Source organism: Clostridium sp. MCC353 (assembly GCF_018785315.1).
Taxonomy (GTDB): Bacteria; Bacillota; Clostridia; order Lachnospirales; family Lachnospiraceae; genus CHH4-2.
In genome coordinates this window covers 29109-50945 of record NZ_WQPN01000062.1, presented here as the reverse complement: position 1 = coordinate 50945, position 21837 = coordinate 29109, and the positions used below count along the sequence as shown (strand labels likewise).

The 21837-nt window shown below is 48.3% G+C and carries 19 protein-coding genes and 3 pseudogenes; 17 read left to right on the top strand and 5 right to left on the bottom strand.

Annotation, left to right across the window (positions count from 1 at the left end):
- Window positions 1-609: 609 nt before the first annotated feature.
- Window positions 610-1566: a LysR family transcriptional regulator gene (locus GPL15_RS12335; RefSeq protein WP_215698973.1), complete on the bottom strand. Its 957-nt coding sequence runs from the start codon at window positions 1564-1566 to the stop codon at window positions 610-612.
- A gap of 864 nt (window positions 1567-2430) precedes the next feature.
- On the opposite strand from GPL15_RS12335, the gene GPL15_RS12330 reads away from it, so the two are divergent.
- From GPL15_RS12330 to GPL15_RS12320, 3 genes are read left to right on the top strand one after another with little or no spacing between them, the layout of a single operon-like run.
- Window positions 2431-3507 (top strand): mandelate racemase/muconate lactonizing enzyme family protein, encoded by a 1077-nt coding sequence (locus GPL15_RS12330; protein WP_215698972.1) that lies wholly within the window; start codon window positions 2431-2433, stop codon window positions 3505-3507.
- 12 nt (window positions 3508-3519) lie between these two features.
- Entirely contained in the window at window positions 3520-4695 is a 1176-nt protein-coding gene (locus GPL15_RS12325; RefSeq protein ID WP_215698971.1) for a mandelate racemase/muconate lactonizing enzyme family protein, read from the top strand.
- 60 nt (window positions 4696-4755) lie between these two features.
- The gene (locus GPL15_RS12320) at window positions 4756-6045 is read left to right on the top strand and encodes an SLC13 family permease (protein ID WP_215698970.1); all 1290 of its coding nucleotides are present in this window, start codon (window positions 4756-4758) and stop codon (window positions 6043-6045) included.
- 51 nt (window positions 6046-6096) lie between these two features.
- Here the strand turns inward: GPL15_RS12320 and GPL15_RS12315 are convergent.
- The 3 genes and pseudogenes from GPL15_RS12315 to GPL15_RS12305 all read right to left on the bottom strand — a co-directional run.
- Window positions 6097-6678 (bottom strand): annotated as a pseudogene (locus tag GPL15_RS12315) (Rpn family recombination-promoting nuclease/putative transposase); the annotation flags it as partial.
- Window positions 6679-6822: 144 nt separating this feature from the next.
- Complete coding sequence (locus GPL15_RS12310; protein ID WP_215698968.1) at window positions 6823-7476, bottom strand: class I SAM-dependent methyltransferase; 654 nt, start codon at window positions 7474-7476, stop codon at window positions 6823-6825.
- A gap of 173 nt (window positions 7477-7649) precedes the next feature.
- Entirely contained in the window at window positions 7650-8711 is a 1062-nt protein-coding gene (locus tag GPL15_RS12305; RefSeq protein ID WP_215698967.1) for a LacI family DNA-binding transcriptional regulator, read from the bottom strand.
- Between the two features lie 466 nt (window positions 8712-9177).
- On the opposite strand from GPL15_RS12305, the gene GPL15_RS12300 reads away from it, so the two are divergent.
- The 12 genes and pseudogenes from GPL15_RS12300 (at window position 9178) to GPL15_RS12255 (ending at window position 18878) form a co-directional block, all read left to right on the top strand.
- A complete protein-coding gene (locus tag GPL15_RS12300; protein WP_252198353.1) occupies window positions 9178-10401 on the top strand; it encodes an ABC transporter substrate-binding protein in 1224 nt (407 codons plus the stop codon).
- A gap of 66 nt (window positions 10402-10467) precedes the next feature.
- On the top strand, window positions 10468-11310 hold the full coding sequence (locus GPL15_RS12295) for an ABC transporter permease (protein ID WP_215698966.1): 843 nt from the start codon (window positions 10468-10470) through the stop codon (window positions 11308-11310).
- Complete coding sequence (locus GPL15_RS12290; RefSeq protein WP_215698965.1) at window positions 11298-12125, top strand: ABC transporter permease; 828 nt, start codon at window positions 11298-11300, stop codon at window positions 12123-12125. Before GPL15_RS12295 ends, GPL15_RS12290 begins: the two co-directional genes overlap by 13 nt.
- Window positions 12101-12862 (top strand): ABC transporter ATP-binding protein, encoded by a 762-nt coding sequence (locus GPL15_RS12285; protein ID WP_215698964.1) that lies wholly within the window; start codon window positions 12101-12103, stop codon window positions 12860-12862. The genes GPL15_RS12290 and GPL15_RS12285 overlap by 25 nt, the downstream gene beginning before the upstream one ends.
- Window positions 12863-13100: 238 nt before the next feature.
- Window positions 13101-13841 (top strand): ABC transporter ATP-binding protein, encoded by a 741-nt coding sequence (locus GPL15_RS12280; RefSeq protein ID WP_215698963.1) that lies wholly within the window; start codon window positions 13101-13103, stop codon window positions 13839-13841.
- 13 nt (window positions 13842-13854) lie between these two features.
- Window positions 13855-15291 (top strand): NAD(P)/FAD-dependent oxidoreductase, encoded by a 1437-nt coding sequence (locus GPL15_RS12275; RefSeq protein ID WP_215698962.1) that lies wholly within the window; start codon window positions 13855-13857, stop codon window positions 15289-15291.
- A gap of 7 nt (window positions 15292-15298) precedes the next feature.
- Entirely contained in the window at window positions 15299-16555 is a 1257-nt protein-coding gene (locus GPL15_RS12270) for an FAD-dependent oxidoreductase (protein ID WP_215698976.1), read from the top strand.
- Window positions 16556-16576: 21 nt separating this feature from the next.
- A complete protein-coding gene (locus tag GPL15_RS12265) occupies window positions 16577-16921 on the top strand; it encodes a DUF1667 domain-containing protein (RefSeq protein WP_215698961.1) in 345 nt (114 codons plus the stop codon).
- A gap of 332 nt (window positions 16922-17253) precedes the next feature.
- Window positions 17254-17691, top strand: a complete 438-nt coding sequence (locus GPL15_RS12260; RefSeq protein WP_215698960.1) for a GNAT family N-acetyltransferase — start codon at window positions 17254-17256, stop codon at window positions 17689-17691.
- A 260-nt stretch (window positions 17692-17951) separates the two neighbouring features.
- Window positions 17952-18182 (top strand): annotated as a pseudogene (locus GPL15_RS28005) (PBECR4 domain-containing protein); the annotation flags it as partial.
- A gap of 123 nt (window positions 18183-18305) precedes the next feature.
- Window positions 18306-18419: pseudogene (locus tag GPL15_RS28000) on the top strand (DUF6783 domain-containing protein); the annotation flags it as partial.
- A 72-nt stretch (window positions 18420-18491) separates the two neighbouring features.
- The gene (locus GPL15_RS12255; protein ID WP_215698959.1) at window positions 18492-18878 is read left to right on the top strand and encodes a response regulator; all 387 of its coding nucleotides are present in this window, start codon (window positions 18492-18494) and stop codon (window positions 18876-18878) included.
- Here the strand turns inward: GPL15_RS12255 and GPL15_RS12250 are convergent.
- Window positions 18847-19731 (bottom strand): LysR family transcriptional regulator, encoded by an 885-nt coding sequence (locus GPL15_RS12250; protein WP_215698958.1) that lies wholly within the window; start codon window positions 19729-19731, stop codon window positions 18847-18849. The genes GPL15_RS12255 and GPL15_RS12250 overlap by 32 nt on opposite strands.
- 531 nt (window positions 19732-20262) lie before the next feature.
- On the opposite strand from GPL15_RS12250, the gene sdaAB reads away from it, so the two are divergent.
- Window positions 20263-20931 carry an L-serine ammonia-lyase, iron-sulfur-dependent subunit beta gene (gene sdaAB, locus GPL15_RS12245; protein ID WP_215698957.1) on the top strand — a complete coding sequence of 223 codons (669 nt, stop codon included), beginning with the start codon at window positions 20263-20265 and terminating at the stop codon, window positions 20929-20931.
- Between the two features lie 12 nt (window positions 20932-20943).
- Complete coding sequence (gene sdaAA / locus GPL15_RS12240) at window positions 20944-21819, top strand: L-serine ammonia-lyase, iron-sulfur-dependent, subunit alpha (protein WP_215698956.1); 876 nt, start codon at window positions 20944-20946, stop codon at window positions 21817-21819.
- Window positions 21820-21837 lie beyond the last annotated feature (18 nt).

The following is a 21837-nucleotide window of genomic DNA, read 5'->3' as shown; positions in this document are numbered from 1 at the left end:
GAGGGCTGTGGGTTGAAATTTTACTTTTGTTTTTTATTTCCGGGGCTTACACCCGTCGGCCTTCGCGTGAGGGCTGTGGGTTGAAATACAAGCATGTAGGTAGTTTGATTATCCAAATAATGTCGGCCTTCGCGTGAGGGTTGTGGGTTGAAATGTCAGCACGTTGTATCACTAATTTTATAGCGTTCTGGTTGGCCTTCGCGTGAGGGCTGTGGGGTGAAATCCTATCATCAAATCCTGTCTCAATCAGTGTCTCTGGTTGGTCTTCGTGTGAGGCTGTGAATTGAAAGCGATAATCAGCCCTTTGTCGTTTTGTACATAACTGCCAGCCTTCGCGAAGTCCCATATTATTATAATTTAAAATCCCTAAACAAATAAAGCTTCAAAAATCAGTGAGAAATCAAAAAAACCCCCTTCCAGGAAGACTAATGTAATAAAAACCATGTCTATCCAGAAAGGGAGCCTTATTATTAAAAGTTCCAAATCTATTTAAAAGCAATTCTATCCGCCCTATTAATTCTCATCGATCTTTCCAATAATGCCAATCTAAAAACATCATAATTCAAATACGCCCTATATCTTTTTACTTATTCCACCAATCCCTCATCCTCACTCAATCAAACTAATATGCTTACAATCCGGCAGCACCTCATTCTGCACAATCCGTATCAAATCCTCAATCAAATTCAGTTTAATACTATTCCCGTCATAGGCCGCCACACATTTCCTGGTCTGCGGCATATCCTCAAGCACACAAAAATCCAAATATTCCCCCACATCTGCCTGATTCGGCTCACACTGCAAAATTGACCCGGATAAAAGCTGGACGCCCAGCCCTTTTAAAGCCAGTTCCAGCCCTGTTTTTAGATTATTGACTGAAATGGTGCGGGAAGGATGGATCTGATTTTCCAGCACGATCTTTTCATAACTGTCATACAGGCCGTTATTGACCTGGGGAATGATGAATGGAAGGCCGTTCAATTTGCTGTATGGGATGACGTAAGGGTGGACGGCAGAATACTGGCTGCGTTCGGAATAGGGAACAAGTCCAAATTTTCTGTGGGAGACCAAAAACATTTTTTCATACATCAGATCAACGACCTTTAAATCCGAGACAGACGAAGGGAGGACACCGAAAGCCACATCCATGCGCCGGGTATGGAGCGCTTCGTTGAGATACTGTTCTGTGGACTGAACAACCTGGACGTTGACATGGGGGTAAATGGAGCAAAATGTAGGCAGCATCATGGGAAGCCAATGATGGCCACGGACCTGTCCGATTCCTACAATCAAAGTCTGAGACGGATTGGCAATAAACTTGATGTCATTTCTGAGCAGCTGTTCTGATGCTGAAATCTTTTTCATTTCTTCGATGTAATAGGATCCTGCTTCCGTCAGAGTTATGGGCGTCTTGCTCCGGTCAAACAGCCTGACGCCAAGTTCTGCCTCAAGACGGTTTAAATATAAAGTCAAGGTTGGCTGTGAAATGAACAGCCGTTTTGCCGCCCGGGTCAGGTTCTGTTCTTCTGCGATAGTGAGAACATAGTTCAGTTTTTCGTATAGCATGAAATTCCCTCCGTGATCTGTTTTTTTGCAGTACATCCTTGTTTTGATTATAGGGGGATTTTTGGTAAATGTAAAGCGAGGAAGAGATGGAATGGGATTAAACGGCTGCAATCAGTTGTTGCCATATTCCCGCTGGCACAGCGTATTGCCGGGGCCACTGGCAGGAATCTGTCATTAACTGCCGCCAACGATTCCTTTTAGCCATCCCGGCTATATGCGGCTCCTCATCCCCAATAGGGAGTCCCCACCCCCAACAGGCAGCCCCTCATCCCGTCAGGCACTCCTATCCCCAACAGGCAGCCCCTCATTCCTGCCAGGTAGCCCCTCATCCCGAATCGGCAGCCCCTCATCCCGAATCGGTAGCCCCTCATCCCGAATCGGCAGTCCCTCATCCCGAATCGGTAGTCCCTCATCCCGAATCGGTAGTCCCTTATCCCGAATCGGTAGTCCCTCATCCCAATTCAGGTAGTCCCTCATCCTCGTCAGGCAGTCCCTCATCCCAATCCAGGCGGCCCCCATCCCCAACGGCAGCCCCTCGTCCCCATCAGACAATCTATCATCAATCCCCTCCTCTGCCAATTAATAAATTCTATCAAGGAATAGAGTTTATTTATAGCATAAAAACATCTGATAACCCGATGATTTAACGGTATTGGACTTTGAACCCACCCCATGTTAGCATAAAAATATCAACTAAACCATCAACTAAACCACCATCTAAACCATCAACTAAAAGCATCAATTAAAACCACCATCTAAACCATCAACTAAAAGCATCAATTAAAACCATCAACTAAAAGCATCAACTAAAACCACCATCTAAAATCTCAGGTAAAACCTGAAAAACAAAAAGGAGAGGGCAGAATGAAGATTACAGATGTTCGTACAGAACAGTACCGCTGGCCGAAAGAAAAGCCCATTGCCAATGGAAAGCATCTTTACACCCACAATGAACTGAACCTGTTAATCATTGACACGGATGAGGGGATTACGGGATACGGGTGCAGTTGGGCCATTGAATTTGCTGAAACCATGGGGAAGGCGGTCATCGGCCAGGATCCGCTGAACAATGAAAGGCTCTGGCAGAAGACCTATGTACCGAAATTCATAGGCAGGAAAGGCACTAGCTGCAAGACCGTTTCCGCGATCGATATCGCTCTGTGGGATATTAAGGCAAAGGCGGCGGGAATGCCGTTATACAAACTGCTGGGCGGATACCAGGAGCGGATACCCTGTTACATAGCCGGAGGTTATTATGCAAAGGACAAAGGGATCAAAGAGCTTCAGGAAGAAATGATGGAATACAAAAGCTGGGGCATCGATGCGGTGAAAATGAAAGTGGGCGCTCTGTCCATGAGAGAGGATGCTGAAAGGGTAAAAGCAGTGCGCCAGGCGGTTGGAGAAGATACGAAGCTGATGCTGGACGCCAACTGCGCCTACCGTTTTTTTGAAGCCATTGAGTTTTCAAAAATGGTGGAAGAGTACCGGCCCTATTGGTTCGAAGAGCCTGTGGATGCGGATGACTACGACGGATACAGGAAAGTTGCTGCCAAAAGCAATATTCCCATTGCGGCCGGGGAAAATGAAATAACCCGTTTCGGTTTCCGGGATTTAATCAACACCCAGGCCGTCAGCATTCTGAACCCGGATGCGGCCTGTCTGGGCGGCGTAACGGAATTCATGAAGGTGGCAGGTTATGCGGATGCCAATGGAATCGTGATGAGCCCCCATGGACAGCAGCAGCTTCACATTCATTTGGACTGTGCGGTGCCAAATGCAGTGATAGCCGAATTTTATCCGCCCCAGTATGATGAAAAGGTTTATGAAGCATTTCAGCATCCGGTCATTTTCAATGCGGACGGCACAGTCAGCCCAAGCCAGGCGCCGGGGGCAGGTCTGGACATCAACCGGGAACTGCTGGCGCCTTACAGGATCAAATAGCAGGAGGGGATTATGAAAATAACAGATGTAAAGGTGCTGCGCGCAAACCGCAGTGTATTTTGTAAAATCTATACGGATGAAGGGATAACCGGATTGGGGGAAAGCGGCGCCTGGGGATTTTTAGAGGCGTCAGCCGGCGCGATTTTGGTTATGAAAGAATATTTGATTGGCCAGAACCCGCTGGATATTGAACATCATTGGCAGTATTTGTACCGGTTTTCCCATTTTCGCGGCGCGGCTGTTATGGGGGCTATGTCGGCCATTGACATTGCGCTCTGGGACATTTCCGGCAAATTCTACCATGTGCCTGTTTACCGGCTGTTAGGCGGAAAATGCAGAGATAAAGTGCGGGTGTACAATCATACCGCAGGGCGGACGGAAGAAGAATTGATAGAAAATGCTGTGAAAGGCGTGGAACAGGGATATACGGCATTGGGGCATTTGAACCCCTATCTGGATGAACCGCGGACAAAGCCCTATGGAGACGGGAACTCGGCCATGCTCTACAAAGCGGAACGCCGGATTGCAAAGATCAGGGAAGCGGTGGGGGAAGAGGTTGATTTGTGTCTGGAACTGCACCGGCGGCTGGAACCAGGGCTGGCAGTTCAGCTCAGTGCGCGGCTGGAACCTTATAACCCCATGTTTTTGGAAGATCCCATCAGGCCGGATAATTTTGATTCCATGGGTCTTTTGGCGAAAAAGTGCCGCATTCCCATTGCCACAGGCGAACGGATCAATACGGTACATGAATTTGAAATGCTTCTGGAACGGGAGGCGTGCAGTTATATCCGTGCGTCCCTGGGCGTATGCGGCGGCTTCACCGGGGCGAAAAAAATAGCGGCGGTGGCTGAAGCCCGTCACGTCAGCCTGGTACCCCATAATCCGTTGAGCCCGGTTATGACCAACGCCCTGCTCCATTTTTGCGCGGCCACGGATAATATAGCCATATGTGAGTATCCCAATCCTTATGCTGCCTCCACGGCAGATCATTTGACTGGCAGCGGCGTGAAACTGCGCCAGTGCGATATGGTGGATCACATTCCGGTTATGGATCACGGATACCTTCCGGTGCCTGAGGAAGAGGGGCTTGGAATCGATGTGATTCCTGATTTGGAAGAGAAATTCCCATTCCGCCCTCACCAGATTCTCACCCGGCTGAATGTGGATGGTTCCATCTGCGACCAATAAGCAAAGCAGATTATAAATGAGGGGAAATGACTATAAATTTAGATGTATGAGGAGGTACAAATGAGTCAGTTGACAATATGTCTTATTATATTTGCGGTTATGGTAATCGGATTTTGCAGCGGAAAATACAGTCTTGCTACTGTATCCCTTGTATCCATGATGGCGCTGGTGGTAACCGGATGCCTGGATGCAAAAGAGGGGCTCGCCTATTTTTCCAACAATAATGTGGTGATGATCGGCGGTATGTGCGTGGTGGCTGCCGGTTTTAACAGAACCCAGTTCTGCACCAATGTAGCGAATCAGATTTCAAAGGTGGCAAAAGGGAATTTAAATAAACTGATGTTTGGATATGTGCTGATCGGCATGCTGTTGAGCCAGTTCATCCAAAGCCCGATTGTGGCGATGGGGATTGTGGCGCCAATGCTTTTAGCTTCTGCAGAGAGCATGGGAATTAAATCCAGCAAGGTAATGTTCCCTCTTGGCGTTGTTACGGTTGTGACCTGCTGCACGTTCCCGGTGGGAGCGGGGGCCACAGTTGCGGCGGAATTGAACGGTTACCTGGAGAGCTACGGTTATCTGGACTTCACGGTTGGAATTCTGGATCCCATGCTGGGACGTCTGCCGCTGTTAATTATCTGTGTGATTTACTGTTCATTTTTTGCTACAAAATTAGCTCCGGATGAGCCCATTCTTCCGCCTTCAACCGCTGCTGTAAAAACTGCGGCGAAAGAACCTCTGAAGGCATTTCAGGAATACGCGGGAATTATCATTTTCTTTGCGGATGCATTGGCGCTCATGTTTGCACAGCAGATCGGCATGCAAAACTGGGAGATCACCGTTCTCGGTGCTTTAGCTATGGTGCTGTTCGGCGTATTAAAACCCAGGGAAGCTACCGCATCCATTCCGTTCAGCATGTTGTTTTTAATTGTGGGTGCCCTGGCCATGTCGGGAGCTTTAAGCGGAACCGGCGCAGGCGAACTGATCGGAGGCCATATTGCGGGCATGGTGTCGGCTGTAGGGGGGAATTCCTATATTGTCGGTTTCATTTTCTTCATCATTCCATTTGCACTCACCCAGGTAATGCAGAACCGTGGTACGATGCTGATCTTTCACCCCATTGCCATTGCAACCTGCGCGGCTATCGGTGCCAATCCGGTTGGATTGATGATCTTAATCCAGGCGGCCTGCCTGTCCGCGTTCATGACGCCTATGGCTACCGCAGCCATTCCGTATATGATGGAATGCGGAGGCTATGACCAAAGGTCTATGTTTAAACAGTCCTGGATCCTTTCTATAATCTGCTGCGTCGTATCGGTGGGCTGGATTATGACGGTATTTCCATTAGTTTAAATAATAAAAGAGCCGCCTCTTTGGGTAAAATACCGGCAAAGAGGCGGTTTGTTATCGGTTGCTGATATAGGTTCTTATCATCTCATTTTTAAATGTTTCGTCTCTTTCCAGACGGTCAATCTCGTTCTGTCCCATGCCGTCTTTTAACACCTTCCAATCTTTAGCTGATATCAGCTTCGCCCATTTATAAACTTCTTCCTTGGATTCTTCTACGGAAACCTGCTCCAACTGATTTAAGTATAATATGCGCAAGCTCAGCTTGTCACTATATATGGTATGTGTTTTTTCGTCCATTAACCTGATCTTGGAAAAATAGTGATCAGCATGAAACAGATCAAACCCTAATATGCTAATATGTATACATTCTTCCAATACGGAATAACTTTCCCCTTTTGCAAATCCGTCTATAAACATTTTGCTGAGATAGTATAGGGAACGTTCTTCCCAAAATGGATATTCCAGTATCTGGATTTCAATATTTATCTTACGTTCATTATTCAGATGGATGCGGACATCCAGAATTCCTTCTCGATCTCCCTCATATTCACCATGTAAAAATGTATCCGGAAATTCCAATTCTTTTATATCTTCAGCGGGCATATCTAGAAGTGCGCTTAATAGTCCGGTCAATGCTTTTTTATTGCGGAAGGCACTAGCAGTACAGGATTTGCTTTTGTCGTTTAATTAAAATATGCAGGAAGTAGGGCAGTGAAATGCAGCAGCTTAGCGAAGCCTGCTTAGTGAATTAAATAATAGAAAGTATTATGAGAGACGGTCCTATTTGTCAGCTTTCAACACATAAGTGTTCTGCCACTTCCCGATCACCTCAACTTTTGAAAATCCACCGGCCAGCAGCGCCTCAATTTCATGTTTTCTTGTCAATGGCGTATCATAATGATAGAAACCGCTGTCACATATCCCGTTATCTTTTTTTAAACGGGCCAATTCCCTGAAATACAGCGCTTCTTCCTCCTCCCTTTCCACCAGATAATCCGTCAGAATAAAGTACCCGCTGTCTTTTAAAGAACGGCATAATTTGGTATAGAGCGGTATTTTCTGTTCTGCTGTAAAATGGTGAAGGGATTCTGCCGACACGGCGGCATCGAATACCTGCTCTCCAAAAGGCACATCAAAATAGGAACCTTGAATGAGATTCAGGTTCTTATCCGGAAATTTAGCCCTCAGGGTTTTCAGCATTCCGCAGGCCAGATCGATCCCGGTCACCCGGGCGCCCGGATTGCGCTTAAAGTATTCGTCCAGTTCCAGCCCGGTCCCGCAGCCTAAATCCAGCACCCGGCATCCCGGCGTTACCGGCAGCAGCGAGGCCGTATAGGGGTAAAATTCTTTGGCGGATTCAATGCAGTTAAGCTGATGGTCTTCGTAAATATCCAGGCGGCTGTCAAAAAATGCGTCCATCTTTTCTAATTTCATATCAATCACATCCCTCGGCAAAATAAGATTCTAACTGACGCTATTCTATCAGAAATATCCGGATTTTAAAACCTCAACTTTCTTACAGCGTTGAACCGAACCATGGTGGGTACTGTGGAAAATGAGGTAAATGCAGCCAGGATTCAATCGATATGCAGCCGAAAACCAACCGGTTACTCGTGATCCGCCGCCCGGCCTTTCCCAGCTATTCCGGCCGTGCTCTCCCTTTTCGCAATATAAAACGGCAGAAAGACCCTCTGGGGCAGGGTATGTCCTCCTTCCGCCCGGTCGATCAGCACACGCATGGCCACCCTGCCCATCTCATCCATGGGAACGTGGACGGTGGTAAGCATGGGGCTGATATACTGGACGGTTTCCATGTCGTTCATGCCCATTACAGACAAGTCTTCCGGTACGCGGATTCCCTGCTTTTTACAGGTATGGAGAACGCCCATGGCAACCATATCATTGGCGCAGATGATGGCAGTGGCATTAAAATTCTGCCGGATCAGCTGCATCATGCCCTGCTGGCCGCCTTCCAGGGAAAGGGTGGTATCAGGGGCCAGGTTGCAGGGCTCCACCGTCAGTCCCAATTCCTTCATCCGGCTGAAATATCCCCGGCACCGGGCTTCCCGGTTGGCCTGATTGCCGATCAGTCCGATCCGCCTGTGACCCAGATCATAAAAGTATTGAACCGCTTCCATAATGCCTTTGTACCCGTCGCAGAGAACCTGATCACAATTGATTTCCAATTCATTGAGGCCGGTATAGACAATTCTTTTAAATCCCTTGCTCAGAATTTTCATGATTGCTGGCTTGAAACGTCCGATCACGATCAGATTGTCTTTCGGGTTTTCCTGAAACTGCCGGACGGTGGCCGGATTTTCCAAGTCCCGGGCAAAAAAAGTATAAGCCAGGGCATAGTTGTTATTATATGCCTCCCGTTCAATGGCGGACAGAATCTGGGTATAGAACGTATCGTCTTTCACTTCTTCCGCTGAACATGCGATCAGGCAGTAAACCGGTTTTTTCACTGTGAGTTCCTGCTCCCTGGTGCCGTTTTTTAGCGACTGAGCCTGGCGGTTGGGAGAATAGCCGGTTCTTCTGACGATTTCCCATATCTTTTCCTGAAGATCCTGACGGGCTGCTGTGGTGCTGGGATCGTTTAAGACCCGGGAGACAGTGGAGATGGAAACACCGGCTTCATTTGCGATATCCTTTAATCGAACAGTCATTTACATTCCTCCTATTTAATCCTATTATAACGCAAATTTTCTTTATAACAAGAAAAAAACGGCAAAAATAGACGGAAATAATGTGAAATACAGCGCAATTGTCAAAAAAATAACTATTAAATTCCAGAATAACCGTTAAAATGCACAAAAAAATGAAGAAAACTGTGGAAATGAAACAGGATCAAACGTTTTCTTAAAAAAAGTGCATAAATCAGAAAGAGGGTTCTTGAAAAAATAAAAAAACGATGATATTCTAAACATGCAGGTGACAAAATGCACAAATACGAGCGTAAAAGAAACATTTAATTGGATAAACTGCCTATAATTTTGCGCGCTTTTAGAAAATCAATAAAACCTATCCAGAATGGACGCAAAAAGTAACGCAAAAATAATGGAAAACAACGCAAAAACAATTAAAGAGTTTCTGTATTTGTCAGAATCTATTTAAGGAAGGGGAATATGCATTATGAAAAAAACATTAGCTTGGATTTTAGCCCTTACACTGACAGGAGGAATGCTGGCAGGCTGTTCCGGTTCAGGAACGAAAACGTCGAGCGCACCGGAGGAGAAGACCACTGCGGCTGCCCCCGCATCGGAAGCCGCGAAGGAACCCGCAGGCGAAAGCGCAGCGGAAAGCACGGCGGCAAGCGGAAATGGAACCACCTTTGGATTAAAGCCGCTGGATGAGAGAACTACGGTGACAATCGGATTTTTCTCCGGCTCCTGCCATTCCATGCCGTTCTATATTGCGGATCAGATGGGATTCTTTGATGAGCTGAACATCGACATTGAATACGAATCCTTTATTAACGGGCCTGCCATGATGGAAGCCAGTTCGGGATGGGATATCTGCGATGTAGGAGGTCCGGGCGTGCTCAACGGCATGAAAAACTACGACATCCGCATGATCGGCGTGTGTGATTATGAGTATAATCTGGCCGTGTTTGCCAGACCGGATACAGATATTGTCAGCGATCCCAAGAATCCGGAAACCTGGAAGGGAAAACACATCATCCTTCCTACCGGAACCAACCTTCATTTGATGTTCCTGAGATTTTTAGACAGCATCGGCGCATCGGCAGACGATGTGACCATCACCAACATGGACGTGACGTCAGGTCTGACGGCATTTAAAGCAGGAGAAGGCGATGCGCTCTGCGTATGGAATGCTGTGGCATATAACGCCGAGGACTCAGGGTTTGTGAGAATTACGGACGGAAAGCAGATCGGAATCAATTCCGCATGCGGCCTCTGCGCCACGCCGGAATCATTGGAAAGCAAACCGGAAGCCATTCAGGCAGCCTGGATGATGTATTATCTCACCTGGCAGTGGTGTCAGGAAAGCGATGAAAATATGAAGAAAGCCGTTGAACTCTACGTGGAATCCTGCGAGGAGGAAGGCGTGGAAGCAGACGAGAGCATATGCAAGAGATCCATGGATATTTATGCCTGCCCGTCTGTAGAAGATGCGGTTAAGGTAATGGTTACGGAAGAAGACGATGTGGAAGGCAAAGCGGACCGCAAACTCCTGATGGCGGAAAATGACCTGTTTGAAACACTGGATTTCTTCATTACAATGGGCAGCTATACGGACGAGGACCGGGTAAAGATATTAAGCGAAAATTTAGTTGATCCATCCGTCGCAAAGGCATGCGGGGAGACCTTAAAATCCCTCGGATATATAAAATAAATGATAATGACCAGAGGGTGCTGAAAGATAATTGAAGCACCCTCTCCAACTTAGAGGAGGTATATCATGAAAGACAGCAAAGAAGCTTTTAAAAAACTGTCGAATGAAGAGAGGGTGAATCTGGTCAAAAGCCAGAAGAAAAAAAGCGAATACCAACTGACCATGCTGTCGGTCATAGGTATTCTGGGTTTCCTGATCCTTTGGCAGTGCGCGGTTTTGGCCGGATGGCTGCCCAGCCGGTATGTGCCCATGCCGACGGAGGTTGTCAAACTGTTTGCCGTAAAAATGACAGACCCAAACCCTGACGGAGCGGTGCTGGGCATTCATATTTTAGCCAGCCTTCAGGTGGCGCTGACCGGATTTTTCCTGGCTCTCATCATCGGAATCCCCCTGGGGCTGTTCATGGGATGGTTTCGGGCATTTGACCAGTTCATGCGTCCGGTTTTTGAAATCCTGCGCCCCATTCCGCCGGTATCCTGGATTCCTCTCACGATTATCTGGATGGGAATCGGCTTGAAGGCTAAAGCATTTATCGTGTTTTTCTCCGCATTTGTGCCCTGTGTGATCAATTCCTATACGGGGATAAAACAGACCAGCCAGGTATTAATCAACGTGGCGAAGACCTGCGGGGCTTCCAATTTTACGATTTTCTATAAGATCGGGATTCCGTCTTCCATGACCATGACATTTGCAGGCGTCCGCGTGGCCCTGGGCAATGCCTGGGCGACTCTGGTGGCGGCCGAGATGCTGGCGGCCAGCGCCGGTCTGGGCTATATGATCCTGCAGGGCCGCCAGTTCGCAAGAGCGGACATCATCATCCTGGGAATTGTGGTCATCGGAATGATCGGCGTGCTGTTCACTTCTGTTTTAGGCGCTGTGGAAAAGAGGGTGTTGGGATGGAAAAAATAAAAAAGCAAACGAATATCGTACAAAGTGAAGCGGAGAAAAAAGAACAGATCCGTAAGCGGATTTATCTGGTACTTCCTGTCATATCTGTTGTGCTGCTGGTGCTTTTCTGGTTTGCGGCGTCTTCGGCCCAAAACAGCAATTTCCCGTCACCGGGGGCAATTTGGGACAGATACCTGCTTTTGATGGAAAAACCGATTAAAAAATTAAATCTTTATCAGCACATTTGGGCCAGTTTAAAACGGGTATTCATCGCGTTGTTTTTCGCATGGTCATTGGGCATATCTTTTGGAGTGCTGATCGGGTGGAATAAAAAGGCATGCGCCCTTCTGGGGCCGATTTTTACCGCCTTCCGTTCGGTGCCGCCGTTGGCCTGGGTTCCTTTAGTTACCATGTGGTTTGGAACCGGGGAATTTCCCAAGGTGCTGATCGTTTTTATAGGGGCGTTGATGCCCGTTGTGGTAAATACCCAGGCAGGAATTGCCAACGTACATAAAATGTATTTGGATGTGGGGACTATTTTTAATGCGGACAAATGGCAGATGCTGTTTGAAATCGGGATTCCATCGGCCCTGGACGCCATATTTGCAGGCGTCAGGACATCCACGTCCGCAGGCTGGATGGTGGTTCTGGCCGCTGAAATGCTGGGTGGAAAATCGGGGATCGGCTTCCTCATCACCAGGGGCATGGATTCCGGTGACTACGCTTTATGCCTCCTTTCCATGGTCTGCATAGGGCTGGTAGGGGCGCTTTTGGCCATCGTCACACAATTCTTGGAAAGGATGGTATGTCCATGGACAGTAAGAAAATCAAATTAAAACTGGAACACATTTCTCAGGGATATATCGTTAAGGATCAGGTGTTTGACGCGGTGACGGATGTGTCGCTGGAAGTTTACGACCAGGAATTTCTGGTGGTGTTAGGCCCCGGGCGGTGTGGGAAATCCGTAATCCTGAATATGATAGCCGGGCTGGAACGTCCGGTGGACGGCAGGATTTCCCTGGACGGCGAAGTCATAAAGGGCAGTGATGAGCGGATCGGCATGGTGTTCCAGAAACTGGCCCTGATGCCGTGGAAAACGGTTATGGAAAATGTGGAATTCGGCTTAAAGGTAAAAAAGGTGCCTAAAAAAGAGAGGCGTCAGGCAGCACAGAAATATATTGACCTGGTGGGGCTTCAGGGATTTGAAAAAAGTTATCCCAGCCAGTTGTCCGGCGGCATGAAACAGAGGGTGGGGATTGCCCGGGCCTATACCAATAACCCGGAAATTCTGTTGATGGACGAACCCTTCGGCCAGTTGGACGCCCAGACCAGATACGCCATGCAGGATGAAATCCTGAGGGTCTGGGAGGCGGAAAAAAGAACGGTTATCTTTGTCACCAATAATATAGAAGAAGCTTTGTATCTGGCGGACCGGATTGTTTTACTGAGCAACTGCCCGGCACACGTGAAAGAGATTTATGATATTGATCTGCCCCGCCCCCGCAATACGACCGATCCCCAATTCCTTCATTTGAGAAAAGTCATCAGCGACAATACCGATCTGGCGTTATAAAGAAGGAATACGGAAGGTTTGATACCGGGAAATGGCTTCGGCCAGAAAAAAATGAGAGGGCAGGGAGAGGCAGCGTGAAAAATAATCCTGAAGGCTTATTTTTCATACCCGAATTTGTGCCGGAACCACAAATTTGAATCGCAGCTGAGAATCTGAAATTCTCAGCGCGTGCCTACGCAGCGCAAAATTTGCGTTAGCAATATTTGCGCAAAAAGCCGCTCCGGCATGGAGGAATAGAATGAGCGAATATAAAGTAGAAGTAAATAATCTCACCAAATATTTCGGAGACCTGCATGTGCTGAATGATATCAGCTTTAAGGTCAAAAAAGGGGAATTTGTTTGTATTGTAGGGCCTACCGGCTGTGGGAAAACCACATTTTTAAACCTGTTAACCAGAATCTATATGCCGTCCAAAGGGGATCTTTTGATTGACGGGGAATCCGCCGACCCGAAAAAACACAATCTCGCATTTGTGTTTCAGGAACCGTCGGCAATTCCGTGGAAGACGGTGGAACAGAATTTGAGATTCGGCTTAGAGCTGAAAAAACTTCCAAAAGAAGAGATCAATACCAGGGTGGAAAATATTGTAAAACTGATGGGATTACAGGAGTTCAGGGATTCCTATCCTCATCAGCTCTCCGTCAGCACGGAGCAGAGAATTATTATCGGCAGGGCGTTTGCCATGAATCCGGATCTGCTCCTGATGGATGAACCCTATGGGCAGATGGATATTAAATTGAGGTTTTATCTGGAAGATGAGGTGGTGCGCCTGTGGAAAGAGCTGGGAAGCACGGTTTTATTCATCACCCATAATATAGAAGAGGCTGTTTACCTTGCCGAGCGGATTCTCATACTCAGCAACAAACCCACTACGATCAAAGAGGATTTAAAGGTAGATCTTCCCAGACCAAGAGATGTGACCAGCCCCGAGTTTATAAAAATACGTGAGTATGTGACAAGCCAGATTAAATGGTGGTAGGAGGGAAGAGTCCATGTATGATGTACTGATTATCGGCTGTGGCGTCATAGGAGCGGCCATGGCCTATGAATTATCGAAATACCAGTTGTCGGTCTGTGTCTGCGAGCGTTCCAACGATGTGGCCAACGCGGTGACTAAGGCCAACAGCGCCATTCTCCACGCGGGTTTTGACTGCCCGGTGGGAAGTTTAGAGGCCAGGCTGAACGTGGAAGGGATTGAACTGGCAAAGGAAATCTGCGAAAAGCTGGATGTGGAGAGACGGGATGTGCCGTCCTTTGTCATCGCCTTTGATGAACGGGAAATGAAGGAGTTGGAAATCCTTTATGAAAGGGGAGTGGCAAATGAGGTGCCCGGCGTGCGGATCATCAGCCGGGAAGAGGCGCTTTCCATTGAACCGGCGCTGAATCCCGATATCAAAGCGGCCCTGTATGCTCCGGGATCGGCCATCATCAATCCCTGGGAATACGCCATCGCCATGGCGGAAACCGCGGTGCGAAACGGCGTGGAGGTAAAGCTCTGCAGCGAAGTGACCGCAATTGAGAAAGCCGGCGGCATTTTCCGGGTGACAACTGCTTCCGGCACATACGAAGCCAAATATGTGATGAATGCGGGCGGCGGATTCTCGGCCCAGGTGTATGAACTGGTGGGAGGACATGATTTAAAACAGACCAATTTCTGCGGACAATATTATGTGCTGGATAAAAGCCAGGGCGGTATTATGAATTCCGTAGTCTTCCCCTGCCCTGACGAATACGGCTTTAAAGGGGTTCTGGTGGCGCCGACGGTGCACGGAAACCTGATCGTGGGCCCGGATTCCTATGTGGTGGAAGACGGAGACTGCGTTGCCACAGTATCCCCTATGCTGGAGGAATTAAAAAACCATGGACACCGTTCCATTCCATCCATCAATTTCAGAGAGGCCATCCATGAATACGCAGGCGTCCGGCCCAATACCCAGATACCGGATTTCGTGATCGGGGAATCGGAAATATGTCCCCATTTCATCAATCTGGCGGGAATAAAAAGTCCCGGACTGTCCAGCGCTCCGGCCATTGCCGGGGAGGGAAGGCGGATTCTGGAACACTGCGGCCTTGATATGGTGAAAAAGGAAGAGTACATAGATACGAGAAAACGGGTGAAATTCCGGGAACTGACCGATGAACAGAGAGCTGAGATCATCCGGGAGAACCCATTATATGGAAGAGTGATCTGCCGCTGTGAGACGGTTACGGAAGGGGAAATCGTGGAAGCCATTCACAGGCCCATTGTGCCCCGCACCATCGATGCCATAAAGAGAAGGTGCAACGCGGGAATGGGCAGGTGCCAGGGCGGTTTCTGCGGCCCCAGGGTGCATGAGATCCTGGCCCGGGAACTGGGCGTTTCTCCTGCGGAAATTCTGATGGATGAGGAAGGGACTTATATTATCACCTCACCGGTTAAGGAGGCGTAAAATGAGGCTGGAATATGATATTGCCGTGATTGGCGGCGGCCCTGCCGGGCTGGCGGCGGCCTGCAGCGCCAAAGAAGCGGGAGCCGAAAAGGTTTTGATTCTGGAACGTGATAAAGAGATGGGAGGAATTTTAAACCAGTGTATCCATAATGGTTTTGGGCTCCATTATTTTAAAGAGGAACTGACAGGGCCGGAATATGCGTCCCGGTTTATAAAGCAGGCTAAAGCCCTTGGAATCGATGTGAAGCTGGACACCATGGTGCTGGCGGTGAATCCGGATAAGACGGTCTATGCGGTCAACACCGCCGACGGCCTGATGGAGGTGAAAGCCGGGGCTGTGGTATTAGCCATGGGATGCAGGGAGCGTACCAGGGGAGCCATTGCGATTCCCGGTGACCGGCCTGCCGGCGTGCTGACAGCGGGCACTGCCCAGCGGTACATCAATGTGGAAGGCTGGATGATCGGAAAACGGGTCATCATATTGGGAAGCGGTGACATCGGCCTGATTATGGCCCGCCGCCTGACCCTGGAAGGGGCGGAAGTCCTGGCCTGTGTGGAACTCTGCCCTTATTCCAACGGCCTGAACCGGAATATTGTCCAATGTCTGGACGATTACAAAATTCCGCTCTATCTCTCCCACACCATCACCAACATCGTAGGGAAACACCGGGTGGAAAAGGTGGTCATCTCTGAAGTGGGAGAGGATAAAAAGCCGGTGCCGGGAACGGAAGTCGAATTCGACTGCGATACGGTTTTGCTGAGCGTGGGCCTGATACCGGAAAATGAGCTGACCAAAGCGGCGGGCATTCCTTTGGATCCCCATACCAACGGGGCGTTTGTCTATGAGAACATGGAAACGGAAACGTCCGGAATTTTCGGCTGCGGCAACGTGGTTCATGTCCATGACCTGGTGGATTTCGTCACCATAGAAGGCCAAAAGGCAGGAAAAGCCGCGGCCAGGTACGCAGCCGGACAGACGGAAGGGGACAGCGCTGTGATTCAGGTGGTCCCGGGCAGCCATGTCAACTATACGGTTCCCCAGAAAGTCCGGCCGGATCAGACGGAAAAAGCGGCGGAGTTATTCTTCCGTGTCGATAACATTTACCAAAACAGTTTGATTGAAGTGACAGACGGTGAACATGTAATCTGCTCTTTTAAGCGGGAACATCTTGCGCCGGGGGAAATGGAAAAGATCGCCGTTCCGACGGCATTTTTGAAGAAAATGACCGGAATCAGGCTGACTATATCCGTCACTCAGCAGTAATTTGGTGGAATGGAGGAAATTATGACTGAATTAATATGCATTGTCTGCCCAAAAGGCTGTCATTTAACCGTGGATGAAGAAAACGGATATCAGGTGAGCGGCTACGGCTGCCAGAGGGGCGAAGAGTACGGCAAAAAGGAACTTCAAAATCCAACCAGGGTATTAACCAGCATTGTCAGGATCGAGGGAGCCATACACCCTTGCTGCCCGGTAAAAACCGACAGCGCGATCCCTAAAAAAGAGATAGAAAAGGCCATGGAGCTGTTAAAAGATATCCGGCTGGAATCACCCGTTAAGATCGGGGATGTGGTGGCTGAAAACATATGCGGCACGAAAAGCTGCTGGGTTGTGACAAAAGATATGTAGATATAGTAGATGAAGCTGAGAGCGGGCGGCCGGTCTGTCAAAATGGAGCGTTCTATTCCTCTGTTTTGGCGGCCCGGCCCCTTATTTTCCGTCTTTGTTTTTGTCTCAAAATTATGTGGCCCCATGTCCTCAAATACAGTATAATATGTTGTAAGCAATGGTGTTTACACACGAATTTGTGCCGGAGCCACGAATTTGAAGCGCATCTGAGAAGTTGAAATTCTCAGTTCGTGTCTGCGTAACGCAAACTATGCGTAATGCATTTTATGCGTAACGTATTTTATGCGTAATGTATAATTTGCGCAAAAAACGCTCCGTCAAGGAGGATTCCCATGAATATTGAAATCAGAGAATGCCGCATAGAAGATGCAGCCGCAATCCATGAATTAAACTGCCGCGAAATGGGCTACGACTATCCGCTTGATAAAACTCAATCCAAACTGGCGCGTATATTAACCAGCAGTCAGGACAAAGTTTTCGCAGCCGTATATCAGGGCGAAGTCATCGGCTACATTCACGTCAACGACTATGACCTTTTGTACGCCCCTCACATGAAAAACATTATGGGCATCGCTGTTTCCTCCGCCTGCAGGAAAATGGGCGCAGGACGGATGCTGATGGAGGCGGCAGAAACTTGGGCCAGGGAAAACGGAGCAGAAGGAATCCGCCTGGTATCAGGAGCCACAAGAACCGGCGCTCATGAATTTTACCGCAGGCTGGGATATGATGGTGGGAAACAGCAGATCAATTTTAAAAAGTATTTTAGATAGAAATTGCGGTTGGATTTAGGCATACTTTATACTTTCTAAAAAAGAGTGATGTATTAACATACTTTCTGGTTTTGCTTATTATAATTATATAAGACAGGCAACGGCGTATGTCTGTTAAAGCGCTGAAATAAGAGAGTGTGCCGGCAGCATTGGCTTATGGAGCTTGCGAGAGGGGGTGTGCAGTGAGACCTCAAACCGGCGCAGACTGTAAAGTCGAAAGAAAATGATCACAGAAGCTCTGCTGTAAAGCAGAGTTTTCCGCTATTGAAAGTGAATTTCTACTTAAAATGGGGGATGGAACAATTCTGGATATTTCATTTCTTTTTCTCGATAAGTCAGATCAGGAGGTCTTTTTTTGCCGAAGCTTTTTCCCCATGGATAGAATTGATTATACAAGAGGACAGATGCAGTATGTGCTCTTGAAAAAAGAGAAACGCAATCTGATTACAGGACAAATAGAATTGCAATATGACCGTCTTTCTCCTAAATAATGAAAATACAAAAAAATCCGCCGCCGCCGCTTTCCTGCGCAGTATTCCCACTAATTTAGGAATAGCCCTTGACAAAACCCTAAAACCGGAACCATAATAAATGTTATGACATAACATACCAGAGTGGGTCTTAAAATTCATTCCCGTCATCTGCACGCCTCACTTCGCGGTATATTTGGCTCAAATTCACTTAACGCAGCCCGCTGCGCCGCGTTCATTTGCGCCAAATATCCTACAAAGTGTGACGCACGTCTGGCGGAAAGCAATTTTCAGGCACACTCTAGAGAACACTTGAATCAGGGGGGACATATGAACATAAGAGCGGTTGTGGTGGACAACTCCATCGAACTGAAAGAAAAACTGACTAAAATTTTAAATGAACTGGATGGGGTGGAGGTGTGCGGCAGTTTTGACGAAGCAATTGCCGCCATGCAGTATGTGAAAGAACATGAAGTGGATATGGTCTTTTCCGATGTGGTGATGCCTGATATCAGCGGAATCAGCCTTGCCAAGTCCATTTACCAGCTTCCGGATCCGCCGGAAGTGGTGCTTTTGTCCGGCATACCCGGATTTTCCCTGGAGGCGTGGCAGATCCAGGCCTTTGGATTTATCATAAAACCGTATACAAAGGCCCAGATCGTGCAGATGGTTAATAAATACAGGGCTACAGAAAGTCAGACTGAGCAAGCCGTATGAATTCGGTCATTTCTCCTGTCACCCATTTGTCCTTGTGGTATATAATCTGGCGCCACATGGAGATTCTCAAATCCGTGATATCCAGAACGGTCAAAAGCCCCTGCTCCACGCTTTCCTGAATGGAGAAATGAGGGAGGAACGACAGGCCCATATTATTTTTTACAAGATTAATAATGAATTCCGTGTTGCTGATTTCCAGAAAGGGTTTGATGGAACAGCCTTTGGAAGCCAAAAGGATGTCCAGCTCTTTTCTGTAGTTGGCATCTTTTTCTGTCAGCACGAATTTTTCGCCCAGAATGTCATCCAGGGCCAGTCCCTTTCTCCCGGCAAAGACTGAGCGGGGAGAGGCGGCAAAAACCACCTCATCTTCTTTTTCCAGGGCCTTGATCCAGTTGATGTGGTAGAGTGGGCGGTCCAGAAGGTAGATGATATCCACCTTATTGTGTTCCATCATGTCGATCAGCTCTTCCGGCGGTCCGGTCAGAATCTGTATGGCCACGTTGGGATGGTGCTGGTAAAAATAGTGAAGGATGGGAGGGAACTTGGAAAAGCACAGGGATTCAATGGTCCCGATTCTCAGCACTCCGTTTAAAGGCCCCTGGCCGCGTATGGCCTTTTTCGCCTGGGCCATCTCTTTTAAAATACTATTGGAATAAGTATAAAACAGGTCACCCTGATGTGTCAGGGTGATTTTTTTTCCCACGCGGTCAAACAAGCGGGTTTCCAGCTCATTTTCCAGCAGTCTGATCTGGACGGTGACGGCTGACTGGGAATAACCCAGTTCTTCTGCGGCCCTGGAAAAGCTTTGAAGCTGGGCGACTTTAATGAACGTATAGAGTTGACGTGTCTCCATTTCCAATTCCCCCTAATCTTTCGTATTGTAACGGTTCTGACGGCGAATCTCCCTATTCAAAAAAAGCATCGGATGTCCATCCCATATGAAAATCCGGGTAATTATTGAATGTAAGTATTTACTGCTCAAAGTAGTCAGACTATTAAAAAAATTAAACATATTAATGAAAATCATGAATTTGATTAATGTATAATCCCATGGTATATTAAAATTACATTAACGTCAACTGTGGATACGGTACAAAGAATTATCTCATCACCGAAGGCGATTTGGAATGAATTTTTGCAGGTTACTGAGCACGGAGTGAACAGTAACCGGAAATCTGCCGTATCAGGAGGTGAGTTTTAGCGCAGAATAAGAAAAGGTGTGAGGAATTCCGATTTTTTATCTTTCGGCCTGCTGGGAACGGAGGCAGGTGGGGAAAATGAATTTCTCAAATACATTTTTATAATTAAGCAGAAACTGCCGCGTTCATAAACTGCACCGCCGTGAACACGATGAAAGAATAAAACAGAAATGAGGCATGACGATATGGCATTTATAAGTGCATTTGATGTGCTGGGGCCCAATATGATAGGTCCGTCCAGTTCCCATACCGCAGGAGCGGTGGCTATTTCCCTGCTGGCCCAGAAGATGATAAACGGCCCGGTGAAGAAAGCTGATTTCATACTGTACGGTTCATTTGCAAAAACCTATAAGGGCCACGGAACCGACCGGGCGCTGCTGGGAGGGATTATGGGCTTTGAAACCGATGATATCCGGATCAGGAATTCTTTTGCGATTGCGGATGAGATAGGGCTTGGCTATACATTTACCACCAATGAACGGGAGAAAGAAGTACACCCCAATACCGTGGACATCCGTCTGGAAAATGAAAAAGGCGATGTGCTGACCGTCCGGGGAGAATCCCTGGGAGGAGGGAAGGTCCGGATTACCAGAATCAACCAGGTGGAGGTGGACTTCACGGGAGAATACAGCGCCGTCATCGTGATCCATCAGGATAAACCTGGCGTGGTAGCCCATATCACCAAATGTTTAAGCGACTGCAATGTGAACATTGCTTTTATGAAGCTGTTCCGTGAGGACAAAGGGGCAACCGCTTACAGCATTGTGGAATCTGATGAGCGCCTTCCTTTAGAAGTGATCGCCCATATCAGGGAAAATCCCAATGTCCATGATACCATGCTGGTACAGATATAGGAGGCAGAAACGATGGATTTTAAATCAGGTAGAGAACTTTTGGAACTATGCAGGGAACACAGGATATCCATATCGGAAGCCATGATGCAAAGGGAAACGGATTTGACGGAAGTGGGCAGGGAGGCAGTCTGCGCGCGCATGGGGAAAGCGCTGGATATCATGCGGGAATCCTCCCATAAACCTTTGAAAGAACCGGTGAGATCCATTGGGGGCCTGATCGGCGGGGAGGCGGAAAAGCTGGAAAAGCGCCGTCTGTCCGGGGCTTCCATATGCGGAAATGTGCTGGCTAAGGCGATTACTTACGCCATGGCCGTTTTAGAAGTGAATACTTCCATGGGATTGATCGTTGCGGCTCCCACGGCAGGTTCTTCGGGAATTGTGCCCGGGCTTCTTCTGGCCCTTCAGGAAGAGTACGGGCTGACGGATGAAGAGGTGATCCGCGGCCTGTTTACGGCTTCGGCGGTGGGGTATCTGGCCATGCGCAACGCCACGGTGGCAGGAGCAGTGGGAGGATGCCAGGCCGAGGTGGGCGTGGCTTCCGCCATGGCCGCAGCGGCAGCGGTGGAAATCATGGGCGGCACTCCCAAACAGTGTTTAAATGCGGCTTCCACGGCGATTATGAACCTGCTTGGACTGGTCTGTGATCCCATTGGAGGTTTGGTGGAATGCCCATGTCAGAGCAGGAATGCGGCTGGCACGGCCAATGCCCTGACCTGTGCGGAAATAGCCCTCAGCGGGATCGGCCAGTTGATCCCTCTTGACGAGATGCTGGATACCATGCTGGGGGTGGGAAGAGGGCTTCCCTATGAACTGAGAGAAACGGCTTTAGGCGGCTGTGCTGCCACGGCGACCGGGTGCTCGCTGGGCGGCTGTTCTTTGAATGCGTAAATATGGAATTTAACAGGG

What these genes read in the sequence shown, in the direction of transcription:
- GPL15_RS12335 (WP_215698973.1), bottom strand. Translation starts at nt 1,566, where the DNA reads ATGCTATACGAAAAACTGAACTATGTTCTCACTATCGCAGAAGAACAG.
- GPL15_RS12330 (WP_215698972.1), top strand. Translation starts at nt 2,431, where the DNA reads ATGAAGATTACAGATGTTCGTACAGAACAGTACCGCTGGCCGAAAGAA.
- GPL15_RS12325 (WP_215698971.1), top strand. Translation starts at nt 3,520, where the DNA reads ATGAAAATAACAGATGTAAAGGTGCTGCGCGCAAACCGCAGTGTATTT.
- GPL15_RS12320 (WP_215698970.1), top strand. Translation starts at nt 4,756, where the DNA reads ATGAGTCAGTTGACAATATGTCTTATTATATTTGCGGTTATGGTAATC.
- GPL15_RS12310 (WP_215698968.1), bottom strand. Translation starts at nt 7,476, where the DNA reads ATGAAATTAGAAAAGATGGACGCATTTTTTGACAGCCGCCTGGATATT.
- GPL15_RS12305 (WP_215698967.1), bottom strand. Translation starts at nt 8,711, where the DNA reads ATGACTGTTCGATTAAAGGATATCGCAAATGAAGCCGGTGTTTCCATC.
- GPL15_RS12300 (WP_252198353.1), top strand. Translation starts at nt 9,178, where the DNA reads ATGAAAAAAACATTAGCTTGGATTTTAGCCCTTACACTGACAGGAGGA.
- GPL15_RS12295 (WP_215698966.1), top strand. Translation starts at nt 10,468, where the DNA reads ATGAAAGACAGCAAAGAAGCTTTTAAAAAACTGTCGAATGAAGAGAGG.
- GPL15_RS12290 (WP_215698965.1), top strand. Translation starts at nt 11,298, where the DNA reads ATGGAAAAAATAAAAAAGCAAACGAATATCGTACAAAGTGAAGCGGAG.
- GPL15_RS12285 (WP_215698964.1), top strand. Translation starts at nt 12,101, where the DNA reads ATGGACAGTAAGAAAATCAAATTAAAACTGGAACACATTTCTCAGGGA.
- GPL15_RS12280 (WP_215698963.1), top strand. Translation starts at nt 13,101, where the DNA reads ATGAGCGAATATAAAGTAGAAGTAAATAATCTCACCAAATATTTCGGA.
- GPL15_RS12275 (WP_215698962.1), top strand. Translation starts at nt 13,855, where the DNA reads ATGTATGATGTACTGATTATCGGCTGTGGCGTCATAGGAGCGGCCATG.
- GPL15_RS12265 (WP_215698961.1), top strand. Translation starts at nt 16,577, where the DNA reads ATGACTGAATTAATATGCATTGTCTGCCCAAAAGGCTGTCATTTAACC.
- GPL15_RS12260 (WP_215698960.1), top strand. Translation starts at nt 17,254, where the DNA reads ATGAATATTGAAATCAGAGAATGCCGCATAGAAGATGCAGCCGCAATC.
- GPL15_RS12255 (WP_215698959.1), top strand. Translation starts at nt 18,492, where the DNA reads ATGAACATAAGAGCGGTTGTGGTGGACAACTCCATCGAACTGAAAGAA.
- GPL15_RS12250 (WP_215698958.1), bottom strand. Translation starts at nt 19,731, where the DNA reads ATGGAGACACGTCAACTCTATACGTTCATTAAAGTCGCCCAGCTTCAA.
- sdaAB (WP_215698957.1), top strand. Translation starts at nt 20,263, where the DNA reads ATGGCATTTATAAGTGCATTTGATGTGCTGGGGCCCAATATGATAGGT.
- sdaAA (WP_215698956.1), top strand. Translation starts at nt 20,944, where the DNA reads ATGGATTTTAAATCAGGTAGAGAACTTTTGGAACTATGCAGGGAACAC.